The sequence below is a fragment of the Geodermatophilus sp. SYSU D00703 genome, assembly GCF_054050155.1.
The window spans coordinates 391,507-412,004 of the sequence record NZ_JBJGYU010000001.1 but is presented as its reverse complement, the minus strand read 5'-3'; the positions used below and the strand labels follow the sequence as shown (position 1 = coordinate 412,004).

Annotated in this window: 21 protein-coding genes; 10 read left to right on the top strand and 11 right to left on the bottom strand. The window is 73.7% G+C overall.

The window, feature by feature from the left end:
* Window positions 1–69 precede the first annotated feature (69 nt).
* Window positions 70–1,128, top strand: coding sequence for a class II fructose-bisphosphatase (gene glpX / locus ACI782_RS02035; protein ID WP_456905552.1), 1,059 nt, complete (start codon window positions 70–72; stop codon window positions 1,126–1,128).
* A gap of 63 nt (window positions 1,129–1,191) precedes the next feature.
* On the opposite strand, the gene ACI782_RS02030 is transcribed toward glpX, so the two are convergent.
* Both ACI782_RS02030 and ACI782_RS02025 read right to left on the bottom strand, forming a co-directional pair.
* A complete protein-coding gene (locus tag ACI782_RS02030; RefSeq protein WP_456905550.1) occupies window positions 1,192–1,854 on the bottom strand; it encodes a DUF1707 domain-containing protein in 663 nt (220 codons plus the stop codon).
* 91 nt (window positions 1,855–1,945) lie between these two features.
* Window positions 1,946–3,238: a hypothetical protein gene (locus ACI782_RS02025; RefSeq protein WP_456905548.1), complete on the bottom strand. Its 1,293-nt coding sequence runs from the start codon at window positions 3,236–3,238 to the stop codon at window positions 1,946–1,948.
* 201 nt (window positions 3,239–3,439) lie between these two features.
* Here ACI782_RS02025 and ACI782_RS02020 point away from each other — a divergent pair, with 201 nt between their 5' ends.
* The 4 genes from ACI782_RS02020 (at window position 3,440) to ACI782_RS02005 (ending at window position 8,857) form a co-directional block, all read left to right on the top strand.
* Window positions 3,440–4,843, top strand: a complete 1,404-nt coding sequence (locus ACI782_RS02020; RefSeq protein ID WP_456905546.1) for a class II fumarate hydratase — start codon at window positions 3,440–3,442, stop codon at window positions 4,841–4,843.
* 101 nt (window positions 4,844–4,944) lie between these two features.
* Window positions 4,945–6,258, top strand: coding sequence for a citrate synthase (locus tag ACI782_RS02015; RefSeq protein WP_456905544.1), 1,314 nt, complete (start codon window positions 4,945–4,947; stop codon window positions 6,256–6,258).
* A 150-nt stretch (window positions 6,259–6,408) separates the two neighbouring features.
* Window positions 6,409–6,609: a hypothetical protein gene (locus tag ACI782_RS02010; RefSeq protein ID WP_456905542.1), complete on the top strand. Its 201-nt coding sequence runs from the start codon at window positions 6,409–6,411 to the stop codon at window positions 6,607–6,609.
* 592 nt (window positions 6,610–7,201) lie between these two features.
* Window positions 7,202–8,857 (top strand): NlpC/P60 family protein, encoded by a 1,656-nt coding sequence (locus ACI782_RS02005; protein WP_456905541.1) that lies wholly within the window; start codon window positions 7,202–7,204, stop codon window positions 8,855–8,857.
* An 80-nt stretch (window positions 8,858–8,937) separates the two neighbouring features.
* Here ACI782_RS02005 and ACI782_RS02000 read toward each other — a convergent pair whose 3' ends face one another.
* The 9 genes from ACI782_RS02000 to ACI782_RS01960 all read right to left on the bottom strand — a co-directional run bounded on the left by ACI782_RS02000 (window position 8,938) and on the right by ACI782_RS01960 (window position 15,711).
* Window positions 8,938–9,696 (bottom strand): hypothetical protein, encoded by a 759-nt coding sequence (locus ACI782_RS02000; RefSeq protein WP_456905539.1) that lies wholly within the window; start codon window positions 9,694–9,696, stop codon window positions 8,938–8,940.
* A complete protein-coding gene (locus ACI782_RS01995) occupies window positions 9,693–10,037 on the bottom strand; it encodes a hypothetical protein (protein ID WP_456905537.1) in 345 nt (114 codons plus the stop codon). Before ACI782_RS01995 ends, ACI782_RS02000 begins: the two co-directional genes overlap by 4 nt.
* Window positions 10,038–10,167: 130 nt before the next feature.
* Complete coding sequence (locus ACI782_RS01990) at window positions 10,168–11,271, bottom strand: flagellar biosynthesis protein FliA (protein ID WP_456905536.1); 1,104 nt, start codon at window positions 11,269–11,271, stop codon at window positions 10,168–10,170.
* Window positions 11,272–11,342: 71 nt separating this feature from the next.
* Entirely contained in the window at window positions 11,343–11,810 is a 468-nt protein-coding gene (locus tag ACI782_RS01985) for a hypothetical protein (RefSeq protein WP_456905534.1), read from the bottom strand.
* A 202-nt stretch (window positions 11,811–12,012) separates the two neighbouring features.
* On the bottom strand, window positions 12,013–12,318 hold the full coding sequence (gene csrA / locus ACI782_RS01980; RefSeq protein WP_456905532.1) for a carbon storage regulator CsrA: 306 nt from the start codon (window positions 12,316–12,318) through the stop codon (window positions 12,013–12,015).
* 86 nt (window positions 12,319–12,404) lie between these two features.
* On the bottom strand, window positions 12,405–12,809 hold the full coding sequence (fliW, locus tag ACI782_RS01975; RefSeq protein WP_456905531.1) for a flagellar assembly protein FliW: 405 nt from the start codon (window positions 12,807–12,809) through the stop codon (window positions 12,405–12,407).
* Entirely contained in the window at window positions 12,806–13,711 is a 906-nt protein-coding gene (locus tag ACI782_RS01970; protein WP_456905529.1) for a flagellin N-terminal helical domain-containing protein, read from the bottom strand. The genes fliW and ACI782_RS01970 overlap by 4 nt, the downstream gene beginning before the upstream one ends.
* 4 nt (window positions 13,712–13,715) lie before the next feature.
* Entirely contained in the window at window positions 13,716–15,152 is a 1,437-nt protein-coding gene (gene flgK, locus ACI782_RS01965) for a flagellar hook-associated protein FlgK (protein ID WP_456905527.1), read from the bottom strand.
* Between the two features lie 73 nt (window positions 15,153–15,225).
* On the bottom strand, window positions 15,226–15,711 hold the full coding sequence (locus ACI782_RS01960) for a flagellar protein FlgN (RefSeq protein WP_456905525.1): 486 nt from the start codon (window positions 15,709–15,711) through the stop codon (window positions 15,226–15,228).
* A 178-nt stretch (window positions 15,712–15,889) separates the two neighbouring features.
* Here ACI782_RS01960 and ACI782_RS01955 point away from each other — a divergent pair, with 178 nt between their 5' ends.
* From ACI782_RS01955 to ACI782_RS01935, 5 genes are all read left to right on the top strand, one after another.
* On the top strand, window positions 15,890–16,861 hold the full coding sequence (locus ACI782_RS01955) for a sigma-70 family RNA polymerase sigma factor (RefSeq protein WP_456905523.1): 972 nt from the start codon (window positions 15,890–15,892) through the stop codon (window positions 16,859–16,861).
* Between the two features lie 130 nt (window positions 16,862–16,991).
* Window positions 16,992–18,158, top strand: coding sequence for a flagellin N-terminal helical domain-containing protein (locus ACI782_RS01950; protein WP_456905521.1), 1,167 nt, complete (start codon window positions 16,992–16,994; stop codon window positions 18,156–18,158).
* 120 nt (window positions 18,159–18,278) lie between these two features.
* Window positions 18,279–19,673 carry a flagellar filament capping protein FliD gene (gene fliD, locus ACI782_RS01945; RefSeq protein WP_456906113.1) on the top strand — a complete coding sequence of 465 codons (1,395 nt, stop codon included), beginning with the start codon at window positions 18,279–18,281 and terminating at the stop codon, window positions 19,671–19,673.
* A 28-nt stretch (window positions 19,674–19,701) separates the two neighbouring features.
* The gene (gene fliS, locus ACI782_RS01940) at window positions 19,702–20,088 is read left to right on the top strand and encodes a flagellar export chaperone FliS (protein WP_456905519.1); all 387 of its coding nucleotides are present in this window, start codon (window positions 19,702–19,704) and stop codon (window positions 20,086–20,088) included.
* Complete coding sequence (locus tag ACI782_RS01935) at window positions 20,085–20,456, top strand: hypothetical protein (protein WP_456905518.1); 372 nt, start codon at window positions 20,085–20,087, stop codon at window positions 20,454–20,456. The genes fliS and ACI782_RS01935 overlap by 4 nt, the downstream gene beginning before the upstream one ends.
* The last annotated feature ends 42 nt before the right edge of the window (window positions 20,457–20,498 follow it).

Genomic DNA, 20,498 nt, shown 5'->3' with positions numbered 1-20,498 from the left:
CCCGTCCAGGGCACCGCCCCGAGCTCGCGAGGGGTGGGCAGGACGGGGTCCTTCCACCAGGAGGTCTGCGTGTCCCTGCCCCTGCCCGACGGCCCACTCACGCCCAGCGGTAGCACGTTCCTCACCGACCGCCCCGCCCCCGACCGCAACCTGGCCCTGGAGCTGGTCCGGGTCACCGAGGCGGCGGCGATGGCAGCGGGCCGCTGGGTGGGCCGTGGGGACAAGAACGGCGGCGACGGTGCCGCCGTCGACGCGATGCGCGCGCTCATCGGCACGGTGAGCATGAAGGGCGTCGTCGTCATCGGCGAGGGCGAGAAGGACCAGGCGCCGATGCTCTACAACGGCGAGCAGGTCGGCGACGGCAACGGCCCGGAGTGCGACGTCGCCGTCGACCCGATCGACGGCACCACGCTGATGGCGAAGGGCATGCCGAACGCGATCGCCGTCATGGCGGTCGCCGACCGCGGGGCGATGTACGACCCGTCCGCCGTCTTCTACATGGAGAAGATCGCCACCGGCCCGGCCGCGGCCGACGTCGTCGACATCACCGCCCCGGTCGCGGAGAACGTCCGCCGGGTGGCCAGGGCCAAGCACGTCTCGGTCGAGGACGTCACCGTGTGCATCCTCGACCGCCCGCGGCACGAGCAGCTCGTGCGCGAGGTCCGGGACGCCGGCGCCCGCATCAAGTTCATCACCGACGGCGACGTCGCCGGCGCCATCGCCGCCGCCCGCGAGGGCACCGGCGTCGACCTGCTCATGGGCATCGGCGGCACCCCGGAGGGGATCATCGCCGCCTGCGCGCTCAAGTGCATGGGCGGTGCGCTGCAGGGCCGGCTCTGGCCGAAGGACGACGACGAGCGGCAGAAGGCGCTCGACGCCGGCCATGACCTGGACCGGGTGCTGCAGATCGACGACCTGGTCCGCGGTGACGTGTTCTTCGTCGCGACCGGCATCACCGACGGCGAGCTGCTGCGCGGCGTGCAGTACCGGGCCGGCGGCTGCACCACGCAGTCGCTGGTGATGCGCTCGCGCTCGGGCACCATCCGCTCCATCGAGAGCCTGCACTCGCTGCAGAAGCTGCGCGCCTACTCCGCGGTGCCCTTCGACCGCGGCCACGACGAGGCCTGAAGAAGGACCTCCCTGCCCCCACCGCTCGCGAACTCGCGGCGGGCCCCTGCAGGGAGGCCGAGGTCAGGCCGGCGGGATGGAGGGCGGCGGAGGCGGCAGGTGCCGCTGGGCGAGGCGGTCCATGACCGCCCGCCACCGGCTCGGCGACTCCCCCGGCGCCAGGCTCCGCAGCCTCAGGTCGCCGAAGACCGTCCGGGCGCGGACGACGACCCGCGGCGTCCCGGCCACCCGCGGCACCGGTGCCAACCGCGTCTTCCGGTCGCCGAACACCGTCCAGCCGGAGATCTCGGCGTCGACGCCCTCGGCGACGACCACGTCGACGTCCCCGAAGACCGTGCCGAGGACCAGGTCGATCCGCTCGGCGTCGGTGCGCAGGTTGCGCAGGTCCAGCCGGATGTCGCCGAAGACCGTCGAGACCAGCCGCGGGACGTCGGCGGTCCCCCCGACCTTGACGTCGCCGAAGACGGAGCTCAGCGTCTCGGGCACCCGGGTACCGACGATCTCGACCGGCGGCGGGGCGTCGGGAGGCAGGTCGGCCACCAGCCGCCCGAGGTCGGCGGTGGTGACGGCGGCGTACGCACCCTCCACCCGGTCGCCGAACTCGTGCAGGTCGATGCGCCCCTCGGCGAGGGCCTTCTGCAGGCGGGACACGACGGCCTCGCGGTCGGCGTCCGAGGCCCGTACGGCGGGCGGCTGTCCGGGGTCGGGAGCGGCGTCCGTGGTCACGGCGCGAACCTAGCCGAGCGGCGGGCCGCCCCGGGACGACGACGGCCCCGCCTCCCCGTGGGTCCGGAGGAGGCGGAGCCGTCGCGGTCCGTCAGCGGTACAGGTCGGTGCAGAACGTCTCCGTCGGCTCGTTGCGGCCGCCGCAGGTCTTGCCGTAGTCGGCGTAGGGCTGCAGGTCCGGGTCGCCGTCCAGCAGCCGGAGGACGTCGCACAGGGACACGAAGCCCTCGGCGCACGTGTCGGCGACCGACTGGACGTCCGGGTTCCCGCCGGTCGGCGCCGGCTGGCCCGGGGGCAGGTCGGCCGGGACCCCACCGGTGTCCTCGCCGCCACCGCCGTAGCGGTCCGAGCAGGTGCCGAACACCGGCTCGTTGCGCCCTCCGCAGGTCTCGCCGTAGCTCTCGTACTCCGTGTCGACCTCGCTGCTGAAGTACAGCTCGTCGCAGGCCGCCCAGTCGGCCTCGAAGCAGGACCGGGCCAGCGCGTCGAGCATCGGGTCGTCCCCCAGCGTGCCCGGCGGCTGCCCCTCCGGCGCCTCCTCCGCCTCGCCGGAGGGGGACGACTCCGGCGAGGACGGCTCCGCCGACTCCGACGGGGTCTCCTCGGAGGTCTCCGGAGCGGACGACGAGGTCTGCGAGGCCGGAGCGTCGGTGGCGTTCGACGCCGGGCCCGGGTCGTCCCGGAGCAGGAAGAACAGCCCGACCGCGACGGCGGCGAGCACGACCACCCCGGCGACCACCAGGGCGATCACCTTGTTCCGCTTGCTGCCCCCGCCGGTGCCGCCCGGACTCCCAGGGCTCGGTCCGCCCGGGCTCCCGGGGCCGCCGTGGCCCGGTTGGCCGTACTGGGGCTGGCCGTAGCCGGGCTGGCCGTACTGAGGCTGGCCGTAGCCGGGCTGGCCGTACTGGGGCGGCGGTCCCCAGCCGGGCTGCTGTCCGTAGGGCGGCGGCTGGCCGTACCCGGGCTGGCCGACCGGCGGCGCGCCGTACGAGGGCTGCCCCTGCTGCGGCGGCTGGCCGTACTGCGGCTGCTGCCCGAACTGCGGCTGGTCGAACCGGCGGGTCTCGTGGCGCTCGCCGGCCCCCGGAGGGGGCGGGAGCAGGTCGCCCGGCCGGATCTGCTGCGTCGTCCCGCCCGGCGAGCCGGGCTGCGTCGTCCCGCCCGGCGCGCCCAGCTGCTGCGTCGTGTCGTCCGGCCCGCCCGGAGTGCCCAGCGGGCGGGGAGCGTCGTCCGGGCGGCCGGGCCCGCCCCAGCCCTGTGGACCGAGCTGCTGGGTGGGCTGGTCGGCGTCCTGGCCCTCCGGCTGCTCCCGGCCCGGCTCGCCGGGCCGGTCGCCCGAGGGGTCCTTGCCGCCCTGCGGCGGGTACGGCGGCGGCTGCGACATGCTCGGTGGGCTCCTCGGTCCGGATGACGGGCGTCGGCATGGTAGGGGCCGCCCGCTGCTCCGACCAGGACTGTGGCCCTCGCACGCACCGGCTCACCAGTGGCCTCCGGTCACACCGGTGCCGATCGGTCCCGAGGCGGTTCTCGAGGGGATCTAGGGTCGGCGCAGCACTGTCACCACACACCACACCGGGAGCGCAGCGTGGTCGCACAGCAGGACGGCACGGACTACCGCGTCGAGCACGACTCGATGGGCGAGGTACGGGTCCCCGCGTGGGCGAAGTGGCGGGCGCAGACGCAGCGCGCCGTCGAGAACTTCCCCATCTCCGGCACGCCGATCGAGCGCGAACTGATCGCCGCCCTGGCCGCCATCAAGGGCGCGGCCGCCGAGGTCAACGCCTCGCTCGGGGTGCTGCCCAAGGAGGCCGCCGAGGCCATCGGCACCGCGGCCGCCGCCGTCGCCCGCGGCGAGTGGGACGAGCACTTCCCCATCGACGTCTTCCAGACCGGGTCCGGGACGTCGAGCAACATGAACACCAACGAGGTCCTGGCCTCGCTGGCCACCGAGTCCCTCGGCTCGCCGGTGCACCCGAACGACCACGTCAACGCCTCGCAGTCGTCCAACGACGTGTTCCCGTCGGCGATCCACGTGGCCGCGACGAAGGCAATCGTCCGCGACCTCATCCCGGCGCTGCGCCACCTGGAGGCCGCCCTCGCCCGCAAGGAGGCGGAGTTCGCCGAGGTGGTCAAGAGCGGCCGCACCCACCTGATGGACGCCACCCCGGTCACCCTCGGCCAGGAGTTCGGCGGGTACGCCGCCGCCGTCCGCTACGGCGTCGAGCGGCTGGAGGCCTCGCTGCCGCGGATCGGCGAGCTGCCTCTCGGCGGCACCGCGGTCGGCACCGGCATCAACACCCCGCCCGGGTTCGCCGCCGCGATCATCGAGCGGCTCGCCGCCGACCTGGGCCTGCCGCTGTCCGAGGCGCGCAACCACTTCGAGGCGCAGAGCTCGCGGGACGCCCTGGTGGAGGCGTCGGGTCAGTTCAAGACCATCGCGGTCGGCCTGGTGAAGATCGCCAACGACCTGCGCTGGATGGGCTCGGGTCCGCGCACCGGCCTGGGCGAGATCTTCCTGCCCGACCTGCAGCCGGGCAGCTCGATCATGCCGGGCAAGGTCAACCCGGTGATCCCGGAGGCGACGATCCAGGTGGCCGCCCAGGTGATCGGCAACGACGCCGCGGTGACCTTCGCCGGGTCCACCGGCAACTTCGAGCTCAACGTCACGCTGCCGCTGATGGCCCGCAACGTGCTCGAGTCGATCCGGCTGCTGAGCAACGTCAGCCGGCTGCTGGCCGACCGCTGCGTCGACGGCATCACCGCCAACGTCGACCGCTGCCGCGAGCTGGCCGAGTCCTCCCCGTCGATCGTCACGCCGCTGAACAAGTACATCGGCTACGAGGAGGCGGCGAAGGTCGCCAAGCAGTCGCTGGCCGAGCAGAAGACGATCCGCCGGGTGGTCGTCGAGCGCGGCTACATCGAGCAGGGGAAGCTCACCGAGGCCCAGCTCGACGAGGCCCTCGACGTCCTCTCGATGACCCACCCGTGACGCCACCGAGGGGGTGGGGCGCGGCCGTGAGGGTCGCCGCCCCCTCCTCCCGGTGGGGTCGCCGCGCCTGCGCCCCGAAAGCTGAGTAGCGTCCACACCTGATGAGCGAGACAGCGAGCGCACCCGCCGGCACCGCCGACGTATCCCTGCGCTATCCCGGTGGAGAACTGCCCCTGCGCGTGGTCCCGGCCACGGAGGGGGCCGACGGAATCGACACAGGCAAGCTGCTGTCGACGACCGGAACGGTCGCCCTCGACATCGGCTTCGTCAACACCGCGTCCTGCACGTCGGCCATCACCTACATCGACGGCGACGCCGGGATCCTGCGCTACCGCGGGTACCCGATCGACCAGCTCGCGGAGAAGGCCAGCTTCGTCGAGGTCAGCTACCTGCTGATCTACGGCGAGCTGCCCACCGCCGACCAGCTGGCCGACTTCGACTCCCGGCTGCGGCGGCACACCCTGCTGCACGAGGACCTCAAGCAGTTCTTCAAGGGCTTCCCGCGGGACGCCCACCCCATGCCGGTGCTGTCCTCGGCGGTCAGCGCCCTGTCGACCTTCTACCAGGACTCGCTGGACCCGTTCGACGACGAGCAGGTCGAGATCTCCACGCTGCGGCTGCTGGCCAAGCTGCCGACGATCGCCGCCTACGCGTACAAGAAGTCGGTCGGCCAGCCGTTCCTCTACCCGGACAACTCCCTGGGTCTGGTGGAGAACTTCCTCCGGATGACCTTCGGCTTCCCCGCGGAGCCCTACGAGGTCGACCCGGAGATGGCCAAGGCGCTTGACATGCTGTTCGTCCTGCACGCCGACCACGAGCAGAACTGCTCGACGTCGACCGTGCGCCTGGTCGGCTCCTCGAACGCCAACCTGTTCGCGTCGGTCTCGGCCGGCATCAACGCCCTCTTCGGCCCCCTGCACGGCGGTGCCAACCAGTCGGTGCTGGAGATGCTCGAGGCCATCCAGCGCGACGGCGGGGACGTCGACCGGTTCGTCGAGCGGGTGAAGAAGAAGGAGCCCGGCGTCAAGCTGATGGGCTTCGGGCACCGGGTCTACAAGAACTACGACCCGCGCGCGGCGATCGTGAAGAAGACCGCCGACAACGTGCTGGCCAAGATGGGCGGCAACAACGAGCTGCTCGACCTCGCCCAGCGGCTGGAGGAGATCGCGCTCAGCGACGAGTACTTCATCCAGCGCAAGCTCTACCCGAACGTCGACTTCTACACCGGGCTGATCTACCGGGCGATGGGCTTCCCGACCCGGATGTTCACCGTGCTGTTCGCCCTCGGCCGGCTGCCCGGCTGGATCGCCCAGTGGCGCGAGATGATCGCCGACCCGGCGACCAAGATCGGCCGGCCCCGGCAGGTCTACACCGGGGAGAAGGAGCGGTCGTTCGTGGAGGTCGCCGACCGCTGACAGAAGGACCCCCCGCTCGCACGCTCGCGGTGGGCCCCTGCAGCGGGGCCAGAGGTCCCGTCGTCCACCCGGACGACGGGACCTCGGCGTCTGCGCACCGGCTCTGCCAGCATGGGCGGCGCCCCGCCACCGCTTCCGGGAAGGAGTCCCATGGCCGCGCCTGATGACGCCCTGGTCCTCCCTCCGGTGCCACTGGCCACCGGGGAGGTGGTCCGTCTCGACGGCGCCGACCGGCGGGTCGCCTCGGTCGAGCTCGTCGTCTCCACCGAGGACGGCGGGCAGCTGCGCATCCCCCTGGAGCACCACCACGGCGCCTGGTGGCCACCGGGAGACCACGCCGGCGGCGACTGACCTGTCCGCCGATCGGGTGTCACCTGTGGTCCACCCTCCCCCGGTGGAGTGACGCCGTCGTCCGGCCCCCTCCGGCGCCACCCCCGCCCCGTCGATACGACGGCCGAGAGCTCCGCACGCTGCGGAGCCGGCCACGTACGACGAGACCGCCGGGGGACCTGCAGTGCCCGCACCACGCACGAAGGTCACCCGCACCCCCACGCCGCGGGAGGCCGCGCTCGCCGCGGCCCACCTGGCGGCCCTCCGCGAGGCCGCCCAGCGTCAGGGGGGCCTCCGCCCGGCCGCACCGGGCCGAACCGCTCCCCGTCAACCCGCCGCTCCGGTGCGGCGGAGGACCGGCTCGGGGTCCGCCGGCGCCGCCCGGCGACCGGCCTCCCCTGCCGGGACGACGGCCCGTCCCCCGCTCACGGCCCAGGAGGCCGCCGCCCTGCGTGCGGCGCTGGCCGCCCGCGCCGCCGGCACGGGCACGTCCGCCGGCCGGGCCGGACCGTCCGCCACCGGGGGCCGCCCCGCCCGCCGCCGTCCGGCTCCACCACCGGCGCGCCGCACGACTCCGCGCCGCCGGACGCCGGTCGGCCGGCGCCGCTGGTCGATGCGCATCTCCCTCGCCGCCCTCGGGCTCGTGCTCCCCGTGCTGGCCGGCCTCGTCGCACCGGGGACCCAGCCGGCCGGCACCGCGGCCGAGCCCGGCGACACCGCGGGCCTCGCCCTGGCCGCGCAGGGCACCATGCTCGACGGCGCCACCCGCTACCGGGGCCTCCAGGAGACCCTCGCGTCCCGGCGAGCCGAGCTGGAACGTGCGCGCGAGGCCGAGGCCGCAGCCCGTGAGCGCCTCGCGGCCGCTCAGGAGGCGGTCGGCGCGCGCGCCGCCGCGCTCTACCGGACCTCGGCCGAAGGGCGCGCGCCGCTCCTGCAGCTGAGCGTGCACGAGCCCTCGGCGACCTCGGACGTCCTGCACGCGCAGGGCCTGGCCGAGCTCGACTCGCGGGACCTGGCCACGACCGTGGCGCGGGCCGACCGTGCCGCGACCGACGCCGCCGCGGCCGCCGACCGGGTGGCCACGGCCGAGGACGCCGTCGCCGCCGTCTCGCGGCAGGCCGCCGCCGTCCTCGACGAGGTCCGGACCTCCGTGACCGGGATGCGCACCGACGTGGCCGCCCAACTGGCGGCGCTGGGCACCGGCCCCGCGGCCGGCGCGCAGCGGGAGACCAACGAACGGGCGCTGCACCGGTGGCAGGACCACCTCGCGCAGCTGTCCGGCGCCGGGATCGAGCCGCCCGCCGCGGCCGCCCTGGCCGACCCGGCGTCGCTCCCGGCGGGCCTGTCCCCCGCCCTGGACGCCGCCGGTCAGCCGGTCCCCGGCGTCGCGTGGGCGGTCATCGGCAACAAGCCGGTCACCGTGCTCCCGGCCGAGACGGTCGCGGCGGTGAGCAGCGCCCTGGCCCAGGTCGGCAAGCCCTACGTGCCCGGCGACGCCGGCCCCGACGCCTACGACTGCGGCGGGCTGGCGGCCGGCGCCTGGTTGCTCGCCGGGTACGCGCTGCCGTCCTGGCCGGCCGACCAGTGGGCGCACGGCGCGGCCGTGCCGCTCGCGCAGCTGCAGGTGGGCGACCTCGTCTTCGCCGACGGCGGCACGGACGTCGGCGTCTACCTCGGTGCCGGCCAGGTCGTCGCGGCCTCCGCGGCCGGCTACAAGGTCGCCGTCCGGACGATGGCCGACGTGACGGGGGCGGTCCGGGTCACCCTCCCGGCCCCCGCCGAGCCGAACGGGCTCCTGCCTCCCGGGACCGCCGGCCGGGGCGCGTGCGGCGCCCCGCCCGTCCCGGCCGGCGGGCACAGCCCGGCGTGGGGCGGCTGGTCCAACGGCCAGATCCCGTCGGGCGCCCTCTGCTCCATCGCCCGCGGCCACGCGCTCCGCTGCGACGCGGCCACCGGCCACGCGGCGCTGGCCGACGCCTTCGAGGCCGCCTTCGACCGTCCGCTGTGCACCACCGACAGCTACCGCTCACGCGCCGGGCAGGAGTCCGCGTTCCGCGCCAAGCCGCTGCTGGCGGCGGTGCCCGGCACGTCCAACCACGGCTGGGGGCTCGCGGTCGACCTGTGCGGCGGCATCAACGTCGCCGGGACGCCGCAGTCGGCCTGGATGGCGGCGAACGCCGAGCGCTACGGGTTCGTGCAGCCGGACTGGGCGCGGCCGGGCGGCGAGAAGCCCGAGCCCTGGCACTGGGAGTTCGGCCACCTGGCCTGAGGCGGGCCCGCTGCGGGGTCCACCGCTCGCACGATCGCGGCGGGACCCTGCAGGGGCCAGATGTCAGGACGGGGACGGTCTCAGAGCCAGCGGAGCTGTGCGAGCCGGCGCCAGGGCAGGCGCACGCACGCCTCCCCGGTCTCGCCGGCCAGCCGGGCCGCGACACCGGCCCCGGCACACGCGACGGGCGACCCCGGGGTGACGACGACGTGCACGTCGTCCACGCCGAGCCCGGCCGCCGCGATGCGGTCGAGCAGCCGCTCCGGGGTCCCCAGCACCGCGGAGGCGAGCAGTGGCACCTCGGGGTGCGACCACAGCGCGACCGGACCCTCGACGCGCAGCACGCCCTCGACCGTGGCGGCGCGGCCGGTCGCGCCGCGGCGGACGGCGTCGACGGCACCCCGGTCGGCACGGGGCGAGGGCGTCCAGGGCAGTGCCGTGCGGCCGCGCCGGACGACGACCCGCCAGCCGACGGTGTCCTGCCGGCGGTCGGTCCAGTCCAGGACGGCGACGCCCGCCTCCGCGGCGACGCCATCGGGCACCGGCCGGGCGTCCAGCCAGGCGACGAGGGCGGCGGTGACTGCCTCGGGTCCGCCGCCGACGCGGGCGTCGGTCAGGTCCTCGGCGAGGTCCCGCAGCGGCACGCGCAGCCGGCGTTCGGCCTCCTCGACCACGAGGAGCGGCCCGTCGACGCGGTCCTCCACGACGGCCAGGCGCAGGGACGCGGTGGCGAAGGCCGGGAGCACCTCGGCGGCGGCCCGCCGCAGGTCGGGGACGGTCACCGGCGCCGGCCGCAGCCGGGACAGCAGGCCGGGGCCTCCGAGCGAACCGGGGATCACGCGCGGCCCCGGCCGAGCGCGGTCCGTAGGGACACCGGGAGCGCCGGCAGCTCGAGCACGCTGGCCAGCTCGCGGGCCGACAGCCGCACGGGCAGCACGTCGGCGTCCCAGCCGGTCACCCGGCGCACGCGGGCGGCCGGAGCCGGCCACACCGCGTCCCGCGCGGCCGCGACGTGCAGCTCGGTGAGCACGTCGGCCAGGTGGACCGCGGCGACCGGGTGCACCCCGGTGTCGTCCAGCGCGGTCCGCACGACCTCGCCCAGCAGCTCCCGGTCGGCACCGGAGAGCCAGTGCGGCACGAGCACCTCGGGCACCGGTTCCCCGGCGGCGAGGGCGCTCACCGGTCGCCGTCCCGGGCCGGCACGGTCCCGCTGCTGCGGCGGGGCTCCGTGCGGTCGCTCACGGGAGTGATATCGGCAGTCCCGAGCCGCAATCGACCCGTGTCGGCGCTCTTTCCTGCGACGGAACGGGTCAGTCCGCGAGCTCGGCGAGGCGGTGCCGGAGCGCCTTCTCCACCCGATCGGCGTGCACGTTCATGTTGCGCACCGAGGTCCCCAGGTCGGCCGACAGCTGGGTCTTGGTCCGGCCGCCCCACGTGGTGAGGTACCAGGTCGCCCAGCCCAGCACGTTGGGCTGGCCCGCGCGCTGGTCGGGCCGGGCGTCCGGGTCGGGCGCGCAGGCGGCGGTCAGCGCGTGCGACAGCAGCGTCTGCTCCGCCTCCCCCATGATCTCGTCGGGCGCCTCGTGCGCGTCGGGGAGCATGATCTCCGCGGCGTCCGGCCCGCCGTCGAGGGTCTGCAGGTTGCGCAGGCCGTTGAGCGTCGCCACCGTCTGGGAGTTGCGCCGCAGGGTCGCGACGCTCTGGCCCATGTAGGCGGCCAGTTCCTTCTCGCTGGGCTTGCGCTGGTGCTCGGCGAGGAAGGCCGCGATCGCCTTCTGCTGCTTGTGCTCCGTGTCGGCAGCGGTGCGGCCGTGCGCGTTGCGCCCGAGGTCGTGCACCCACTTGGACAGCTGCGTGGCCAGGAACGCCCCGAAGGGCACGCCCTTGGTCTCGTCGTACTGCCCGACCGCCTTGAGGATCCACTCGCTCACCTGCTGGGTGAGGTCGTCAGGGTCGGGCAGGTGCAGCCGGATCGTGCTCATGTTGCGCTGCAGCCGCTTGAGGCTGACCGGCAGGTAGTGCCGGCAGAGCTCCTCGAGGTAGGCCGGCGGCAGGTCCCGCGGCGCCCGCCGGCGGACGTCGGTCTCCGCCCGCAGCCCCACCGTCGTGCAGCCGCGGCCGGCGCACCAGGCGCGGATCCAGTCGGCGAGCACCTGCGCGGATCCGCAGGCGCCGTCCACCCGGTACAGGCCCTCGCCCTGGTCGTAGCTGACCGTCACGCCGTCCGGGAGGTCCGAGCGGAACGCGTCGAGGGGCAGCTCTCGGTCCGCCCGGAAGTGCACGCGGTCGCGCGGGGTGATGGGCGCGAGGGCCCACCCCTCGGCCTCGGGGACACCGCCGAACACGAGGGGGGCCCGGCCGCGCGCGGCGGCCCGGTCGGCGGGGACGTCGATGACGGTGCTGCGGTGGTTCACCGGGACTCCTGGGCGACTGCGGGGAAGACAGACGGCGGCGTCCGGCGCCGCGACGGGCGCCGGGGAGGTGCTCAGGCCGGGACCTGCTCGGTCGGGTACGCCTGCAGGGGCGCGGGGACGACGGCCTCGCCGGAGGCGGCCGCGTCCAGCCGGGCCATCAGGTCGACGGCCGCGGCGCGCTCGGCGGCATTCGGCTCGGCGGTGTAGACCGGCATGTGGTCGTACAGCGTCGTGAACACGGCGCTGGCGAAGGCGTACGCCGCCTGCGCCTGCGGGGAGAACCGGGCGACCGCGGCGCGCGGGCCGAGCTCCACACCGACGGTCACCCGCACGACGCGGTCGTCCTTGCTCAGCCCGGTGAGGGAGAACGAGACCGAGGGGTGCTCGCCGGCCAGTTCGGCCAGCGCGGCCAGGCACCGCCGCGTCGAGCCGCGACGCGGTCGCAGCTGGACGTGGACGACCACGGTGTCGGCCTCGAGGCCGAGGCCCTCCGGCGTTCCGGCGTCGACACCCGACCCGTTGACTGCGCTCTGTTGCATGGTGGTTGCCCCCTGTGACGTGCTTGGGGCAACTCTCGCGCATCCAGCATCCGGGGACGGCACAACACTCGCTGTGCCGTACGCAGTTGTCCCGCCCTCTCTTCGGCAGGTCTTGCCCGTGTCGCGCCTGCGGCCAGGAGCACCGATGGGGTCGTCGGCAGGATCCGCCAAGCAGAAGGGGGCGGACCCCGGTCAGTTCTGCTCAGCCGGCGGCGTCCTCCGTGACCGGTTCGTGACCTCCGGCGCGCTCGCCGGTCGCGGCCGACTCCCGGGCGGGGGCCGCCGCGGGGGCGAAGGCGGCCAGTGCGCCCAGGGTGTCGGCGGTGACCTGCGCAGCCAGGAGGTTGGCCTCGGCGATCTGCCGGTAGACCTCCTCGCGGTGGATGGTCACCTCCCGGGGGGCCTTGAAGCCCAGGCGGACGGTGCCGCCCCGGACCTCGACGACGTGGACCTCGATGTCGTCGCCGATGCGGATGGTCTCGCCGACGCTACGGGTGAGAGTGAGCACGGGTACCCCTCCATGGGTGTGTGGTGGCCGTCCGTGGCGTGGAGGTGGAACGGCTGAGCGGGGCGCTGGGAGCGCCACCGGTTCAGTTATCGGCGCAGGGGACGCCGGATCGGATGGGCGCTGTCGGGGAGCACCACCTGTGCCGCCCGCCAGTTCGCCGGGTTCACCACGATCGGCGCGCGCAGGTTCGCCGTGGCTGCCGCGGGACCTTCCGGCGGCACGGTGAGCAGGCAGTACAGCCGCGCCTGCGCGGGGGCATCGAGCGCCAGGTCGGCGCAGACCGTCCGCGGCAGCACCGGCGCGTAGTCCGGGAAGTACCGGGCCGGGTCCACGGCGAGGAACCGCGGCCCCTCCGGCGCCATCGACTGGAGCCAGAACAACCGGCCGTCGCCGTCGGCCGTTACGAGCACGTAGTCACGGTGGCCAGGGAACCCCGGCAGCGCCTCGGTGAGCGCCAGCAGCGGCAGGGTCGCGACGACCGACAGGGTCATCGCAGGAAGTCCACGAGCGTCGGCTGGATGACGTTGGCGGTCGCCTGCAGGGCCGCCTGGTAGGCCACCTGCTGCTGGTTGACCTCCATGATCGTCTTGGCCAGGTCGATGTCCTCGACGTCGATCAGCTGCGACTTCAGGGTGAGCTGCAGGTCGGTGTTGACCTGGGCGGCGGCCTCGAGCCGCGCCGACCGCGCACCGACCGCCGAGGTGGCGCTCAGCAGCCGGTCGAGGGCGGCGTCGAGGCCCGCGAGGTCGCCCGACAGCGCACCCGGGTCCGTCAGCACGTTGTCGGCGATGTTCGCGACGACGGCGAACAGGTCGTTGCGGTCCGCGGGGTCGCCGAACGCCTCCGGGCCGGTGACGTCGATGCGCACCTCATGCGTGTTCGACACCCGTCGCATGGTGGGGACGAGGTCGACGCCGTTGCCGCCACCCACGCCGATGTAGTCGCCGGAGTCCGAGTAGGCGGCACTGCCGGTCGTGACCCCGCCGAAGAGCGGCTTGCCGTTCAGGGTCTGGTTGGCCACCCCGAGCAGGCTCTCCCGCAGGGCCGTGACCTCGACGCTGATCGCCTCGGCCGAGATGGCGGACGTGGCACCGGTGTTCAGGGCCTGCACGGTCAGGTCCCGCACCTTCCGGACCTGGCTGATCATCGTGGTCAGCGCCGTGTCGGTGGCGTCGAGCCGGCTCTTGCCGTCGGAGATGTTCCGCGCGTGCTGGACTGCGGCGCTCTGGTCCTGCCGGACCTGCATCGCCTTGTTCGTCCCGGTCGGGGAGTCCGACGGGGCACTGATCTGCTTGCCCGAGGTCAACTGCTGCTGCAGCTTGTTGAGCGAGGCCAGGTTGCCGTTGAGGCCGAGCAGCGCGGTCTGGGTGACCGCCCGGTGCGTGACGCGCATCAGGTCACCGCCCCACGACGCCAGTGCCGTTGATGAGCTTGTCCAGGGCCTCGTCGATCGCCGTCACCATGCGGGCGGCGGCACTGTAGGCGTGCTGGAACGAGAGCATGTTCGTCATCTCCTCGTCGAGGTTGACCCCCGACACCGACTCGCGCGACGCATCCACCTGGGTGGAGATCACCGACTGCACCGTCATGTCCCGCTCGGCGACGGCGGACTCGACACCGAGCGCAACCACGAGCGCCCGGTAGGTCGCGTCCACACCGTCGCCCTGCAGGCTGAGCTGGAAGAAGGCGTCGGCGTTGCCGCCGTCACCGGACACCGCACCGCCGAGGTCCGCAGGGGACTTCGCCGCGGCGGCCAGCCGCTCGGGCGTGGTGATCCGGAGGGTGATGTTGGCCGCGGTCACCTTCGTCAGGTCGACCGGGGCGGTGCCGGGACCGTCGCCCAGCAGGGGCTGCCCCGCGTTGCCCGCGGCGTCGAAGCCGGCGGCCTGCACGCCGTTGAGGCTGCGCGCCAGCTGCTCGGCGACGTCGTCCAGGGCGCCCCGGTACTTCGGCAGGGTCACCGTCAGGGTGTCGAGCCGGCCACCGCCGGTGCCGCGGAGGGCCAGGGCCGTCCCCCCGGGGACGGTGACCACCCGCGGGTCGTTCCCCGTGCCGACGGTGGCGGGGTCGTCGACCCCCGCCAGCTCGAGCCCGAGCACGTCGGTCCCCGACACCAGCGTGGTGCCACCGACGACGACGTCGAGCATGCCGTCCTTGCCGGGCAGCGAGGTGCCGCCGACCTGCTGGGCCAGGGACTGCACCAGCAGGTCACGGCGGTCGGACAGCTCGTTCACCGGCAGCCCGGCCTGGCTGGCCGTGCGGATCGCGCCGTTGAGGTCGGCGATCGACCGGACCGTGCTGTTCACCTCGGTGACCAGAGCCTGCAGGTTGTCACGGGTCTGCGTCCACTGCTGGTCGAGCGTGGCGCTGGTGGTGCGCAGTCCGGTGGCCAGGATGTCGAGCCGTTCGAGCACCTGGCTGCGCGCGGCCGGCTCGGTGGGGTTGTTGACCAGCTCGCTGAAGCCGGTCCAGACGTCGGCGAGCATGCTCTGGATGCCGCTGGGGCCGGGCTCCCGGAACGCCGCCTCGACCTGGCTGAGGGCGTCGCTGAGCACGGTGAGCCGGGAGGTGCGCGCCGACTCGACCTGCGCGCGTCCGTCCAGGAACGCGTCGCGGATGCGGATGATCTCGTGGGAGTTGACGCCGGAACCGACCTGGCCGGCCACCGAGTGGATCGCGGGCACCGCGGTGCCGCCCATGGCCTGCAAGGTGACCCGCTGGCGCGAGTAGCCGTCGGTGTTGACATTGGCGATGTTCTGACCGGTGACGTCCAGGCCCCGCTGGGCGGCCCACAGCGCGGTCGTGGCCGTGTTGAGCCCGCTGAAGGTGCTCACTTGGTCTCCTCGCTGGCGCTCGTCGACTGCGTGCGCAGCCCGCTGTGCCGTCGCTGTGAGCTCGCGAGCTCGCTCACAGGGCACCGTCCAGGGTCACCGCGCGGTGCGCCCGCGCGTCGCTGCGGCCCGTGGCCCCGTAGGTCCCGGCCGACGGGGCCTTGACCGCCAGCAGCGCGTCGCCGATGGCGGCCAGCCCGCCCTCGATCAGCTCGCGGTTGGCGTCGGAGAGGCTGCGCAGCTCGGTGACGAGCACGAGCAGCGCCTCGTGGTGCTTGGCGTACAGGTCGTTCCACGGCGCCGGCGCGGCCTCGGCGAGCTTCCGCAGTGACGGATTGGCGCCCACCCCGAGACGCTCGGCGAGCACCTCGGTCGTCGCGGCGCGCTCCACCTCGAGCGTGCGCAGCTGGTCGAGGACGACCTCGATCTCGTGTGCGATGCGCGCGAGCCAGCGGGTCTTGCCCGAGACGATGAGGTACTGCTTCTCCTCCGCCTTGAACAGCAGCAGGTCGAGCAGTTCCTGCTCACGCCAGAGCAACGTCGACAGGTGCTGGTGGTCCACGTCCCTCACCGTCCTCCCGATCTCTCCCCGGCCGGCTGATCCGAGGTGCTGCCAGCGGGTTCTCAGGGACAGCCATCGGCACGTCCGGGGAACCCCTCAAGCCGAGGCCCCCAAGTCGACACGGATTCCTGTCGACGAGGAGGTCCCGTCCGGGCCCGGGGCTGCCGAGGAAGGGGACGTGAGACCATCGCGCGCCCCGGCGATCGAGCGACTCCCCGCCCCGCGGTCCCTCCCCGCCACCGATCGGGCAGTCCCGGCCCGGGACGTCGTCGCCCGGGACGTCGACACCCTCGTGACCGAGCACCTGCCGCTCGCCGCGTTCGCCGTCAACGCGGTCGCCTCCCGGATCTCGCTGCCGAGCCACGTCAGCCGCGAGGACCTGCTCTCCTGCGCCAAGGTGGCGCTGGTGGAGGTGGCGCGCCGCTTCGACCCGTCGGCCGGCGCCTCGTTCGCGACGTACGCGCTGGCCCGGCTGCAGGGCGCGGTCCTCGACGAGCTGCGCTCGGGCGACTGGGCCAGCCGCTCGGTGCGCGCCGCGGCCCGCCGGACCGACGCCGCAGCCGACGCCCTGGCCATCCAGCTGGGGCGCCCGCCGACGCGCGAGGAGCTCGCCGAGAGCCTGGGCATGGCGACCAGCGAGCTGGACTCGCTGCAGGTCGACGTCCACCGGGCGGTCATGGTGAGCATCGACGCCGACACCGGTCCGGACGGCGCCTCGCTGGACCTGCCCGACACCGGCGAGTCCCCCGAGCGCGCCGTGCTGCGGGGTGAGCGCAGCCGCTACCTGCACGAGGCGATCCGCGCACTGCCCGACCGGCTCGACGAGGTGGTCGAGCGGAACTTCTTCGGCGGGGAGTCGCTCACCGACATCGCCGCCGACCTCGGCGTGACCCTCTCCCGCGTCTCGCAGATGCGCGCCCGCGCGCTGATCCTCTTGCACGCGGCGATGAGCGAGGTCTGGGAGGGGACACCCGTGACGGCCGGCGGGGGTGTGCGCGCGCGCAACCAGCAGCGCTCCTATGTCGACCGGGTCGCCGGCCGCAACGCCCCGCCGTCGGCAGCGCCGACCGTCCCCCGCACGAGGCCATCGGCCCCCCGGCAGCGGAACCCGTGGGCGGACGTCGCCCGGAGCAGCGCCCGCCCCGCATGAGTGAGGCCGGGCGGAAAAAATCCCGGACTCGCCTCAAGAGCCGGTGCCGCCCCGCCGTAACCACTCATGCACCACCCGCAGCACGGATGCAGCGGGAACCAGGAAAGACCCGATTCCAAGGAGGAACACAGTGGGTCTCAGCGTCAACACCAACATCTCGGCGCTCAACTCGTACCGCAACCTGTCGGTGACCGACAGCCAGATGAACAAGTCGCTGGAGAAGCTCTCCTCCGGCTACCGCATCAACCGTGCTGCCGACGACGCCGCTGGTCTGGCCATCTCCGAGGGCCTCCGGTCGCAGATCGGTGGCCTGAAGGTCGCCGTCCGCAACACCCAGGACGGCATCTCGGTCGTGCAGACCGCTGAGGGCGCGCTCACCGAGACGCACTCGATCCTGCAGCGCATGCGCGACCTGGCCGTGCAGTCGGCCAACGACAGCAACGACACCGAGTCCCGCAAGGCCATCAACGCGGAGGCCACCGCGCTCAAGGCCGAGCTGACCCGGATCGCCGAGAAGACGACGTTCAACAACGTCAACCTGCTCGACGGCTCCTACACCAACAAGAAGTTCCAGGTGGGCTACGCCGCCTCGGACACCATCGGTGTGAGCATCCAGGGCGGTGGCAAGGCGGCGTACAACCTGTTCACCGCCAGCACCATCACCGCCGGCGGCACGCTGACCTTCGCCCAGGCGGCGGACAGCACCGGCCCCGTCACCTCGGCGGCCATCTCGGTCACCACCGGGACCCTGGCCACCACCACCAGCGTGAAGGACACCGTCGACGCCCTCAACGCCGACACCGCCTTCCGCACCGCCTTCACCGCGTCGATCGACTCCACGACCGGCAACCTGAAGGTGACCGCGAACAGCGGCAACGGCTCCGCCGTCACCGTGACCGTGGGTGGTGGCCTCACCGGCCTCACGGCCGACGCGGCCGGCACGGCCGAGGCTTCCACTGGTGGCGGGTTCTCCGCCGTCGACCTGGGTGTCAACGCCGTCGACCTGACGAGCCAGGCGAACGCCAACACGGCCATCGGGCTGATCGACACCGCCATCAAGACCGTCTCGACGTCCCGGGCGAACCTCGGTGCTCTGCAGAACCGCTTCGAGCACACGATCAACAACCTGAACGTCACGGCGGAGAACCTCACCGCTTCGGAGTCCCGGATCCGCGACACGGACATGGCCATGGAGATGACCAACTTCTCCCGGACCCAGATCCTGTCGCAGGCCGGCACCTCGATGCTGGCGCAGGCCAACCAGGCCTCGCAGAGCATCCTCAAGCTCCTGGGCTGAGGTAGCGGCACCACCAGCACGACCCAGCACCACCGGTGAGGGGGGAGGCCCCGGCCTCCCCCCTCGCTGTGCTTCCGCACCCGAGGTCACACCCGCACCAGAGGAGTCGTCGTGGCAGGCATGAGCGTCGGCGGCCTCATCTCCGGCATGGACACGCAGACGATCGTGAGCCAGCTGATGCAGATCGAGGCCAACCCGCAGACGCTGCTCAAGCAGCGGCTGTCCGCGGCCCAGGCGCAGGGCACGGCCTACCGCGCGCTCAACACCCGCTTCGAGGCCCTCCGCTCCGCCGCCGACGACCTGATGCAGTCGGCCACCTGGAGCCCGGTCAAGGCCACCGCGTCGGGGGCCTCGGTGACCGCCAGCACCGGCACGGGCGCCACGGCCGGCAGCCTGACGTTCGCCGTCGATGAGCTCGCCACCGCGCACTCGGTCATCAGCGCACAGAAGTGGACGGTCTCCGACACCCAGACCGCCGCCGACGCCGCGTTCGGCTCGACCAGCATCTCGGTCACCGTCGGGGGGACGACGACGTCGATCCCCGTCACCGCCGGCTCGGGGACGCCGTCGCTGGCCGACGCCGTCAAAGCCATCAACAACAGCTCGCTCGGCCTCACCGCCACCGCGGTGAAGGTCGACGGCACAAACTTCCAACTGCAGGTCACCTCGAAGACGACCGGCGCGGCCAAGGCCTTCCGCATCGGCGCCGACGGTGAGTTCCCGATCGTCACCCAGGGCCTGGACGCGAAGATCACCGTGGGCACCGGCCCCGGCAAGTACAGCGTGTCCTCCGCGACCAACACCTTCAGCGGCCTGCTCGAGGGCGTCACGCTCACGGTCAGCGAGAAGACCACCGCCGTCACCGTCAAGGTCGCCGACGACCCCGCCGCCATCGCCGCCGACGTCTCCGCCATGGTGGGCGCGGCCAACGCGCTGCTGCAGGCGATCAGCGACTACACGAGCGCCGAGAGCGCCTCGGCCGCGCTGAAGGGCGACTCGACACTCCGCCAACTGGCCGACCGCGTCCTCGACACCGTCGCGCGGACCCTCGGTCCCGACGGGTCCCTGTCCGTGGCGGGCGTGGAGCTGACCAAGGACGGCAGACTCGAGTTCGACAAGTCCACCTTCGAGGCCCAGGTCGCCGCCGACCCGACGCTGGTGAAGCGGATGTTCACCCAGACCACCACGGCCGCCGGCACGGACGGCGTCAGCGGCACCAGCGACGACGTCACCAGCGCGGTCGGCTTCGCCGCGCGCTTGGCCGACCTCGCCAGGGTCGCCTCCGACCAGACCACCGGCACGCTGACCCTGCTGGCCAACGGCAAGGACTCGACGGCGAAGGACCTGCAGGACCGCATCGACGCCTGGGACATCCGGCTCGAGCTCCGTGAGGCCGCCCTCACCCGCCAGTTCACCGCCATGGAGACGGCGCTCAGCACGCTCCAGAACCAGTCCTCGTGGCTGTCGGCGCAGCTGGCGTCCTTGCCGTCGTGGAACACGAACTCGAAGTCCTGACCCGCACCACCCTCGAGGAGAACCTCCGATGAGTGCCGCCGCCCTGCGTGCCCGTTACCTCGGCGACTCGGTCGCCACCGCGTCGCCGCAGCAGCTGCTGGTGATGCTGTACGACCGCCTGGCCCTCGACCTGGAGCGCGCGGACGCCGCCCTGCGAGCAGACGACCGGACCGAGGCCGGCGCCCAGCTGACCCACGCCCAGGACATCGTCTTCGAGCTGCGCAGCAGCCTGCGCGTCGACGTCTGGGAGGGCGGCCCCCGCCTCGCCGCGCTCTACACCTGGCTGATCACCGAGCTCACCCACGCCATCGTCAAGGGCGACCGCAACCGGGTCGCCTCCTGCCGGCAGGTCGTCGAGCCGCTCCGGGACGCGTGGCGGCAGGCCGCCGCCTCGCTGGCCGCAACCCCGGCATGACCACCTCCCGCTCCTCGGCCCCCGGCCGGGACGGGCCGCCCTCGGAGTGGGCCACCGTCCTGGACGAGCTCGAGGGTGAGGTCCTCGCCGCCGAGGCGACCCTGCAGTCCGGCGAGCTCCTCGAGGACCGGGCCACGGCCGCCGAGGCCGGGGGCCGCCGCGTCCAGGACTGGGTGCCGCCCTCCGGGCTGGGCCCACTCCCTCACGACCTCCGCGAGCGCGCCGCGCGCCTGCTGCAGCACCAGCTGGCCGTGGCCGAGGAGCTCGTCGAGCGGATCATCCAGTCCCGCCGCCAGCGCGACGTCGCCGCGCGGATGTCCTACGGACCGTCCCGGCCCGTGGCCTCCTTCATCGACCAGACCCTCTAGGACCGAGCACTCCCCCGAGCCCCCCGTGGCGCCGACCGGCGC

Bases quoted from the DNA above. Each gene is read 5' to 3' on its own strand.
- ACI782_RS02025 (WP_456905548.1), bottom strand. From the start codon at position 3,238: ATGTCGCAGCCGCCGCCGTACCCGCCGCAGGGCGGCAAGGACCCCTCG.
- ACI782_RS02015 (WP_456905544.1), top strand. From the start codon at position 4,945: ATGAGCGAGACAGCGAGCGCACCCGCCGGCACCGCCGACGTATCCCTG.
- ACI782_RS02010 (WP_456905542.1), top strand. From the start codon at position 6,409: ATGGCCGCGCCTGATGACGCCCTGGTCCTCCCTCCGGTGCCACTGGCC.
- ACI782_RS02005 (WP_456905541.1), top strand. From the start codon at position 7,202: ATGCGCATCTCCCTCGCCGCCCTCGGGCTCGTGCTCCCCGTGCTGGCC.
- ACI782_RS01985 (WP_456905534.1), bottom strand. From the start codon at position 11,810: ATGCAACAGAGCGCAGTCAACGGGTCGGGTGTCGACGCCGGAACGCCG.
- fliW (WP_456905531.1), bottom strand. From the start codon at position 12,809: ATGACCCTGTCGGTCGTCGCGACCCTGCCGCTGCTGGCGCTCACCGAG.
- ACI782_RS01970 (WP_456905529.1), bottom strand. From the start codon at position 13,711: ATGCGCGTCACGCACCGGGCGGTCACCCAGACCGCGCTGCTCGGCCTC.
- fliD (WP_456906113.1), top strand. From the start codon at position 18,279: ATGAGCGTCGGCGGCCTCATCTCCGGCATGGACACGCAGACGATCGTG.
- fliS (WP_456905519.1), top strand. From the start codon at position 19,702: ATGAGTGCCGCCGCCCTGCGTGCCCGTTACCTCGGCGACTCGGTCGCC.
- ACI782_RS01935 (WP_456905518.1), top strand. From the start codon at position 20,085: ATGACCACCTCCCGCTCCTCGGCCCCCGGCCGGGACGGGCCGCCCTCG.